Annotated in this window: 8 protein-coding genes and 1 pseudogene; 7 read left to right on the forward strand and 2 right to left on the reverse strand. The window is 70.2% G+C overall.

Annotated elements, in window-relative coordinates; genetic code table 11:
* The 3 genes and pseudogenes from GA0115259_RS24330 to GA0115259_RS24340 all read left to right on the forward strand — a co-directional run.
* The coding region (locus GA0115259_RS24330; RefSeq protein ID WP_141716673.1) for an ABC transporter ATP-binding protein at positions 1-891 on the forward strand (891 nt) is incomplete at its 5' end.
* Positions 888-1,823, forward strand: a complete 936-nt coding sequence (locus GA0115259_RS24335; RefSeq protein ID WP_093600985.1) for an ROK family protein — start codon at positions 888-890, stop codon at positions 1,821-1,823. The genes GA0115259_RS24330 and GA0115259_RS24335, both read left to right, overlap by 4 nt.
* A gap of 91 nt (positions 1,824-1,914) precedes the next feature.
* Positions 1,915-2,070: pseudogene (locus GA0115259_RS24340) on the forward strand (IS5/IS1182 family transposase); the annotation flags it as partial.
* Between the two features lie 182 nt (positions 2,071-2,252).
* Here the strand turns inward: GA0115259_RS24340 and GA0115259_RS39675 are convergent.
* A complete protein-coding gene (locus GA0115259_RS39675) occupies positions 2,253-2,402 on the reverse strand; it encodes an AraC family transcriptional regulator (RefSeq protein ID WP_141716674.1) in 150 nt (49 codons plus the stop codon).
* 494 nt (positions 2,403-2,896) lie between these two features.
* On the opposite strand from GA0115259_RS39675, the gene GA0115259_RS24345 reads away from it, so the two are divergent.
* Entirely contained in the window at positions 2,897-5,701 is a 2,805-nt protein-coding gene (locus tag GA0115259_RS24345; RefSeq protein WP_093600987.1) for a helix-turn-helix transcriptional regulator, read from the forward strand.
* Here the strand turns inward: GA0115259_RS24345 and GA0115259_RS24350 are convergent.
* Positions 5,616-6,209, reverse strand: coding sequence for a ferritin-like domain-containing protein (locus GA0115259_RS24350; protein ID WP_161230456.1), 594 nt, complete (start codon positions 6,207-6,209; stop codon positions 5,616-5,618). The two genes, GA0115259_RS24345 and GA0115259_RS24350, sit on opposite strands and share 86 nt — an antisense overlap.
* Before the next feature lie 232 nt (positions 6,210-6,441).
* On the opposite strand from GA0115259_RS24350, the gene GA0115259_RS24355 reads away from it, so the two are divergent.
* The 3 genes from GA0115259_RS24355 (at position 6,442) to GA0115259_RS24365 (ending at position 8,623) form a co-directional block, all read left to right on the forward strand.
* Positions 6,442-6,747, forward strand: coding sequence for a putative quinol monooxygenase (locus GA0115259_RS24355; RefSeq protein WP_093600991.1), 306 nt, complete (start codon positions 6,442-6,444; stop codon positions 6,745-6,747).
* Between the two features lie 120 nt (positions 6,748-6,867).
* Positions 6,868-7,836 carry an alpha/beta hydrolase gene (locus GA0115259_RS24360; protein WP_093600993.1) on the forward strand — a complete coding sequence of 323 codons (969 nt, stop codon included), beginning with the start codon at positions 6,868-6,870 and terminating at the stop codon, positions 7,834-7,836.
* Between the two features lie 163 nt (positions 7,837-7,999).
* Positions 8,000-8,623 carry a class I SAM-dependent methyltransferase gene (locus tag GA0115259_RS24365; protein WP_093600995.1) on the forward strand — a complete coding sequence of 208 codons (624 nt, stop codon included), beginning with the start codon at positions 8,000-8,002 and terminating at the stop codon, positions 8,621-8,623.
* The last annotated feature ends 96 nt before the right edge of the window (positions 8,624-8,719 follow it).

Genomic DNA, 8,719 nt, shown 5'->3' on the forward strand with positions numbered 1-8,719 from the left:
CCCGGGGGGGCCCCGCCGGTCCCGTCGCCCGCCGCCACCCGCCCGGACACCGAGCCGGTCGTCGAACTCCGCGACGTCTCGGTGGTGTTCGGCCGTGGCAAGGGTGCCGTACGGGCTCTGGACGAGGTGTCGCTCACCGTCCACGCCGGGGAAACCCTGGGCCTGGTGGGCGAGTCGGGCTCCGGCAAGTCCACCGCCTCCCGGGTCGCGCTCGGTCTGATCCGGCCGGACTCCGGCGCCGCCTTCCTGTTCGGCACCGACCTGGCGCGCACCCGGTCCCGGGCCCGGCGGGCGCTGCGGGCCGGTATCGGCGTGGTACTCCAGGACCCGGTGGCCTCGCTGGATGCCCGTATGACGGTCGGCGAGTGCATCGCCGAGCCGCTCAGGGTGCACGGCCGCGGGCTCTCCGCCAAGGACCGCCAGGCCAAGGTCGCCGCCGTCCTCGAACGGGTCCGGCTGTCGCGTGATCTCGCCCGGCGTGCCCCCCGGGAGCTGTCCGGCGGTCAGCGCCAACGGGTCAGCCTGGCCCGCGCCCTGGTCCTGGAGCCCCGGCTGCTGGTCGCCGACGAGCCCACCAGCGCGCTCGACGTGAGCGTGCAGGAGGCGGTGCTCGAAGTGATCTCCGAACTCCAGGACGAGCTGGGCTTCGCCTGTCTCTTCGTCTCCCACGACCTCGCCGTCGTACAGCACTTCGCCCAGCGCGTCGTGGTGATGCGGGCCGGCAGGATCGAGGAACAGGGCGCCACCGGCGCGACCCTGCTGCACCCGGAGACCGACTACACCCGCCGGTTGCTGGCCGCCGTGCCGGTACCCGACCCGGTGATCCAACGCGGCCGCAGAGCCGAACGCCTGGCCACCCTCGCGGCCGGCCGGACGGAGGCCCAGGGGTGAGTTCCCACGACCGTACGCTCTTCGCCGGAGTGGACATCGGCGGCACCACCACCCAAGTGGTGGTCTGCGGCGAGGACTTGACCGTGCTGGACCGCGCCGAGGTGGCGACCCCGGCGACCGACGGCGGCCAGGCCATGATCGGCGCGGCCATGGGCGCGCTGGCCCCGCTGCTGAAGCGCACCCCCGGCCGCCTCGTCGGCAGCGGGGTCGGCGCGGCCGGCGTGGTGGACTCCGCCACCGGCCGCATCCTGGTGGCCAGCGACTCCTTCACCGGCTGGGCCGACTTCGCGGTGACGGACGCCGTCGAGAAGGCCCTGGGCGTCCCGGCCTTCCTGGACAACGACGTCAACGCCTTCCTCTACGGGGAGGTGTCCGGCGGCGCCGTACGCGGCGAGTCGGACGTCCTCGGGATGACACTGGGCACCGGGGTCGGCGGCGCGCTGTGGACCGGCGGCGCCCTGTTCACCGGGCCGCACGGCGCGGCCGGCGAGATCGGGCACATCCCCGGCTTCGGCGATCTGCTCTGCTCGTGCGGCGGCCGGGGCCATCTGGAGACCCTGGCCTCCGGCCGCTCCATCGGCGCTCGTTACGCGGACCGTACCGGCCGCCGACTGACCGCCCGCGAGGTCGCCGAGGCCGCCGGCCACGGTGACCAGGACGCCCTCGCGGTGTACCGGGCCGCCGGAGCCGGGATCGCCCGGGCGATAGTCATGACGGCGGGCATCATGGACATCACCACGGTGGTGGTCGGCGGCGGGGTCAGCCGCGCCTGGCCCCTGCTGGAACCCCTCATCACGGCATCGCTGGCCGCCGAACCGCCGGTCAGCGGCCACCCGGTCCGGCTGGTCAGGGCAAGCCTGGCCACCGATGCGGTACCGATCGGCGCTGCGGCCCGGGCCCGGCGGGAGCTGACGGCGAACGTCGGGGTCTGAGGAAGCCGTCCCGCCTCCCGGCAACGTCGTCCCGTTCGCCTCGGCACCACCTGCGTCAGCTCACCCAAGTGTCCGCGAATGCGGGCTGCTCGACCTCTCCCGCGTGGTCCTCGACTCCGCCCACGTCTGGGCCAAAAAAAGGGGCGAACTCACAGGCCCGAGCCTCGTGGACCGGAGCAAACCGGGTTCCAGGATGCACGTCCTGTCGGATGCGAACGGACTGCCCCCGGTCGTCGGCGTCTCCGCCGCCCGATAATTCCGCAGTAGGCGGAAATTCTCATTCCCGTCAGCTTTGCCACGTCGTCCACCTGGAAGGGTTCGCGACGATTCTCACGAATCCACTGCAACCGCTCTGGCTATGCGCGAGAGCTCGCTGTCCGCGAAACCTATCTGTCGGACTTTCGCGCCCCGATCTCCGGTGAACGGATGTCAGAGAATCTCCCGATGGACGAGAAGGGCAAGCATGTCCCTGTCTCTCGGCTGGTCGAGCAACGCGACCAGGCACTGCCCGGCGCGGTACTCGTACGCGTACGCGCCGGGCGAGAGATGCCTGGCGCCCTGGCCGGTCAGCGTCACCACCGTGCCGCCATCGATGCCGAGGTGGTCCCCGACTCTCCGTTGGCGATCATTACGTTCTCGATGGCCGTTGCGGCTTCTGGTCGGGCATGACGAGCCAGCAGAAGGCGGAGTTCATCCAGCTGCATGAATGTATTCAAAGATTGGAGGTCGTGGCAAGTCCAGCCTCTCCACGCCGGGCCGCCCGGCCTGAAGAATAGGATTGTGCAAGCCTGCGCCACTTCTGTGTAAGTCCATTCTTCGCCCGAGCGATCAGGGCCGCTCATTTCCTGCACACGAGGCCCCCGGGGCGCTCGCCGGCGGGCGACCGCTGCTTTACTCTGCAATCGCGGCCCATTGCCGTGACGAATACCTCGGGGCACAGAAGAGCAATCACGTCACGCTCGGCAAAGGAATCGCCACAGTATGTGACAACCATCATTCCGAAACTGAGTGGACTTACTCCTCACCGAGTGTGGTAGGTCACTGAAGGACACGAACCCGGCGGCGAGGTATGTATGGCCAGCAGTGAACTCTTCGGACGCCATGCCGAACTCGGGCAGATCTCCGCCTTCCTCGACGAGGTGCGGCGGCACGGGACGACGCGGCTGCTCTGGGGTGAGCCCGGCGTGGGCAAATCCGCTCTCATGGCCGCCGCCGGGCAGCTCGCGCTCGCGGAGGGTATGCGGGTGCTGCGGGCGTCCGGGTCGGAGTTCGAGGCCGATGTGAGCTATGCGTGCCTCAACCAGTTGCTGCTGCCGGTGCACGACGACCTCGACCGCCTGCCGGCGGGGCCCCGGGAGGCGCTGTCGGTGGCGCTGGGCTTCGGTGTCGGTCCGCCACCGGACGTACTGGTCGTCTGCAACGCCGCGCTGCTGCTCATCAGGGCGACCGCCGCCGAGACACCGTTGCTCCTGCTGGTCGACGACATCCAGTGGATAGACCGCGCCAGCGCCGGCGTGCTGGGCTTCGTCGCACGCCGCCTGGAAGGCTGCCAGGCCGGACTTCTGGCGTCGTCCAGGACGGGGGCGACCAGCTTCCTCGACCGGCGCGGCCTGACCGACATGACCGTACCGCCGCTCGGCGACGAGGCCGCCGAGCAGCTGGTCGACGTCGCGTTCCCGCGTATGCCCGGCCGCATCCGGCAGCGGCTGCTCAAACTCGCCCAGGGAAACCCGCTGGCGCTGATGGAGCTGCCGTCCACGTTGCAGGGCGCGGCCTCGCGTCGGGTCGAGCAGTCCGGGATTGTTCCGCTCAGCGAACGGCTTCAGGCGCTGTTCGCCTCTCGGATCGCCGATCTGCCGGAGGCGACCCGTGAGCTGTTGCTCCTGGCCACCTTCGAGGGAACCGGGGACATCCGGGTGCTGAGAACGGTCTTCGGCGACCGGCCCGGCCTGGCCGACCTGGGGCCCGCCGAGCGGGCACAACTGGTACGTGTCGACGACGCCACGGCCCGGATCGCGTTCAGGCACCCGCTGATCCGGTCGGCGATCGTGGCGATGTCCACCCACGAGGAGCGCCGCCGGGCGCACGTCGAACTCGCCGAAGCCCTCGGCGGTGACGAGGAGCGCCGTGCGTGGCACCTCGCTGCGGCCGCCGTCGGCCCCGACAAGGTGGTGGCGGAGTTGCTGGAGGTCGCGGCCCGCAAGGTCATGCGCCGAGGGGACGCCTTCGCGGCGGTCGCGGCCCTGATCCGCGCCGCCGAACTGAGCGTGACGGGCGCCGACCGGGGGCGCCGGCTCGCGGAGGCCGCGTACATCGGCGCCGAGGCGAGCGGCTCGATCGACGACGCCAAGGCGCTGCTGTCCGACGCCCGGCAGGCGACCTCGGACTCCTCCGGTTCGCTGCACGCGGCCAACGCGGCCGCGTTCCTGATGATCAACGGGGACGGTGACGTGAACACCGCTCACCGCCTCCTGGTCGGCGCCATCGAGACCGGTGACCACGGCTACCGTGCGGAGAACCCGGCGCTGATCGAGGCGCTGCACACCTTGCTGCTGCTGTGCTGGTACGGAAGCGCGCCGGCGTACTGGGAACCCTTCTTCGAGGCCCTGCGGAAACTGGAGCCGAGCCCGCCCGACGTACTCTCCCTGGTCAGCAAGACGTTTCCCGATCCGGTACGCACCGGAGCGGAGGCTCTGCCGCAGATCGACGCGGTCCTGCACACACTCGCGGACGACGCCGACCCCGCACGCATCATGCGCACGGGAACGGCATCGGTCTACCTTGATCGTCTGGGCGACTGCCGGGAGGCGTCGTGGCGACTGGTGGCGCAGGGACGCGACGGGGGAACGGCGCGCAGACATCTCGGCGCCCTCATGCACCTGTGTCTGGACGACTACCTCGTCGGCCGCTGGGACGAGGCCGAACAACTCGCCGTCGAAGGGCAGGAAGTCTGCCGTACCAGCGGGTTCCCGTTCTTCGCGTGGTACTTCCGCTACAACAGGGCGATCATCGCCGCCGGCCGGGGAGACTTCGACGAAGCGTACGCACTCGCCGACGAGATCACCCACTGGGCGCTCCCGCGTGGTGTGTCGGCCGCCGTCCTGTTCGCCCAGCATCCCCGGACACTCGCCGCGCTGGGCCAAGGCGACTACGAGTCCGCCTTCCGCCATGCCGCCGCGATGAGCCCGCCCGGAACCCTCGCCTCGTACGTCCCGCACTGCACCTGGGTCATGTTCGACCTGGTCGAGGCGGCGGTGCGCACCGGTCGTACGGTCGAGGCCAGGGCACACGTCGAGGCGATGCGGGCGGCCGGCGTGGCCCGGCTGTCGCCCCGCATGGCGCTGATCCAGGCGGGTGCCGACGCCCTCGTCCTCCAGAGCGACGAGGCGGTGCCGCGACTGACGGAGCTGCTGACGGATCCCTCGGCGGAACGGTGGCTGTACGACACCTCGCGTATCCGCCTCGCCTTCGGCGAGAAACTGCGCCGGGACAGATCCGTACCCGAAGCACGTCAGCACCTGCTGGCCGCCCGCGCCGGATTCGCGGCCATGGCGGCGGAGCCGTGGGTCGCTCGCACATCGGGCGAGTTGCGCGCTTCGGGATACCGTCAGAGCGACGTGCCGTCCGATGCACCGCTCGACCTGACCGCGCAGGAGTTCCAGATCGCCCAACTCGCGGCGAGCGGCCTGACGAACAAGCAGATCGCCGAGCGGCTCTACCTCTCCCACCGGACCGTCGGCGCACATCTGTACCGGATCTTTCCCAAACTCGGCATCTCGTCGCGCGCCGGACTCAGGGACGCCCTGTCGTCCCGTCCATCGCTTCCCGGGAACGATCAGCCGCCTCCGCTTGAAGCGTGGGAAACGACTGCGCGCTGAGTACGTCGGCCTGGGCCTCCTTCTTCTCCAGGAGCCGTTCCAGCAGCCGCCGGGTGGTGGGATCGTCGTCCCTCAGCCAGCGCACTGCCTCCTGCAACGTCTGGACCAGGATCCTCGCTCCCGCGAGATCCTGCGTGACGATGCCGCCGAGGTCGCCGTCCGGAAAGGTCTGAAAGGCGATCCGCGACCGAGTGGCCAGGTGCTCCGGGTCGTGATGGGCGGTGAACCCGAGCTGCCGGATCCGCACCGCGAGCAGACGTCCGTCGCCGCGGTCACTGTCCGCGCACGAGTAGAAGAATTCCGCGATCGGCCGGTGCGATGGCGCACGGACGAGCAGCGCGTGCTGTTCGTACTGGAGCGAGGACACGACCAGGCTGGCCAGCAGGATGTCCAGCAAGTGGGCGACCGTCGTCAGCTCGGCGCGGTTCGACGGGGTGACCGGCCCGTCCTCCAGATCGAACAGGGCACGATCCCGGACCTCGCGCGTATGCAGGGGAGCCGGCGGCACCGGGGGGTTCTCTCGTGCGGGAGGGCGTGTCATGCGCTCCATGCTCGCCCTGCGGTTTCCCGTGTGCATCTGCCAAATGACTTAACCGCGCGGGGAAGGCCGGTCGGGTCGAGGCCGGAGATGAATGGCTGATGTGCGTAGGCCGGGCAGCGTGGAGTGTCGAGTCCGTAAGCGCAAGTCAGCCGCCGCCGGAGAACGGGCGCCGGCTTCCAGGACAAGAGGTGCCACTCCCATGACCGTCACCCATGGCTTCCACGCCACCATGACCGCGCAGCCCGGCAAGGGCGCCGACCTGCTCGCGTTCCTGCTCGACGCGCCGTCCCTGTCGAACGAGGACTGCGTCGTTTTCCTGGTCAGTCGCTCCTCCGACAACGAGGACGTCGTCCACGTCACCGAAGGCTGGACGAGCCAGGAGGCGCACGGCGCGTTCTTCGCGACCGAGGCGGCCCAGAAGCTGGTGGGGCAGCTCCAGCCGCTGCTCGCCGGTGAGCCCGAGTACATCGACGAACTGCCCGTCGGCGGCAAAGCCGCGTTCTGACACCAGTCGGCGGAGGAGGCGGCCGACTGCGGTGTTCCGGCCGACGGCCCGCCGCCTCCTCCGCCGACCGTTCCGACGGCCATTCCCAGGCCGTTCCGAAAGCCAGGAAAAGGAATTGACATGACCTCCACCCGTCCCGATCTGGACCCCGAACTGAGTGCGGTCCTCGCGCACATGCCCCTGATGTCGCAGCTCGACCCGGAGATACTCGCGCAGGTGCGCCAGTATCCATCGCCGCCCGTCGAGCCCCTTCTCGAAGGACGCTCCGTCGAACGGCGGGAGATCACCGTCGCCGCCACGGACGGTGCCCCGATCCCGCTGTCGATCTTCAGCCCGGCCGACACCGACCGTACGACCGCCGCTCCCTGCGTCCTGTGGATGCACAGCGGCGGGATGGTGATGGGAGACCGCTTCTCGCAGATCGATATCCCGCTGGAGTGGCTGGACGAGTTCGGCGCGGTCGTGGTTTCCGTGGACTACCGGCTCGCTCCGGAAGCCACCGGAACCGCCCTGGTCGACGACTGCTACCAGGCGCTGCTCTGGATCACCGAAAACGCGGAAGAGCTGGGCATCGACGCGGCCCGGATCGTCGTCGCCGGGATCAGCGGCGGCGGTGGCATAGCCGCCGGCCTCACTCTCCTTGCCCGGGATCTCGGCACCCCGGCGATCGCGGCCCAGATGCTGGTCTGTCCCATGCTCGACCACCGCAACATCACCACCTCCAGCCGCCAGTTCTCCGGGGTGCCAGGGCTCTGGACCACGGAGATGAACGCGTTCGGATGGCACAGTGTCCTCGGCGGTCTCACCGGCGACAACGTGCCCGCCTACGTCTCACCCGCGCTGGCCCAGGACCTCTCGGGCCTGCCCACGACCTACATCGACGCCGGCTCCGCCGAGGTGTTCCGCGACGAGGACACCGACTACGCCAGCCGTATCTGGGCGGCCGGCGGACAGGCGGAACTCCACGTGTGGGCGGGGGGATTCCACGGCTTCGACGCGCTGCACCCGCTGGCGCGGGTCTCGGCCGCCGCACGGCGGTCCCGCAACGACTGGCTCGCCCGGGTCCTCGGCCCCGCCGACCCCTCGTAGCCATCCGTACGGCGTCGCGTCGCGATCACTTCCCGGGGTGCGACGCCTCCCGGGGTGCGACGCCCCTGTCCCGGCCGCTGCGGCCCTCTCATCGTTCGGACTCCCGGAAGGGAAAACTCATCATGACCACTGTCACGCGCACCTCTGGACGGAGAGCCGGCCGATGACCGCCGACACCCGTGCCGTGTTCCTGCGGGAGTTTCTCCGCAACCCGTTCACCGTCGCCTCCATCACCCCCAGCGGTGAGGCACTGGCAGACCTGGCCACCGCGCCCATACCGGACACCGGTGCTCCGCTGGTGGTTGAACTCGGTCCGGGCACGGGCTCGTTCACCGGGGCCATCCAGCGGCGACTGGCCGGCCGTGGCCATCATCTGGCAGTCGAGATCAACGAGCGCTTCGCCGGAATGCTGACCGCGCGTTATCCGGGGGTGGAGGTCGCGGTGGCCGACGCCCGGAACGTGCGGGAGCTACTCGCGGAGCGCGGTTACCGACAGGCCGACGTGATCGTGAGCGGGCTGCCCTGGGCGGCGTTCTCGTCGGAGCATCAGGACGACCTCCTCGATGCCATCACCGACATCCTCGCTCCCGACGGCACGTTCACCACGTTCGCGTACACCCACACGCGGTGGGCCCCTCCCGCCCGCAGACTGCGGGATGCCCTGGGGGCGGCGTTCGAGGAGACCGTGCCGGGCCGGACGGTGTGGGCCAATGTGCCGCCCGCGTTCGTCTACTCCTGCCGCAGGCTTCGCGTCCCAGCGCGGCAGGGAGCTTTGCTTCCCGTATAGACCGGCAGATCGGGTGGGACCCGGTGGACCGGGCGTGGACCCGATCCGGGACGGCGCGGCCCGTCGGCCGGCACCGTGCGCGGCGACTTCCGTCGA

The organism is Streptomyces sp. MnatMP-M17, assembly GCF_900091995.1.
GTDB lineage: Bacteria > Actinomycetota > Actinomycetes > Streptomycetales > Streptomycetaceae > Streptomyces.

Coding starts and splice junctions, on each gene's coding strand:
- GA0115259_RS24345 (WP_093600987.1), top strand. CDS start 2,897: ATGGCCAGCAGTGAACTCTTCGGACGCCATGCCGAACTCGGGCAGATC.
- GA0115259_RS24355 (WP_093600991.1), top strand. CDS start 6,442: ATGACCGTCACCCATGGCTTCCACGCCACCATGACCGCGCAGCCCGGC.
- GA0115259_RS24360 (WP_093600993.1), top strand. CDS start 6,868: ATGACCTCCACCCGTCCCGATCTGGACCCCGAACTGAGTGCGGTCCTC.
- GA0115259_RS24365 (WP_093600995.1), top strand. CDS start 8,000: ATGACCGCCGACACCCGTGCCGTGTTCCTGCGGGAGTTTCTCCGCAAC.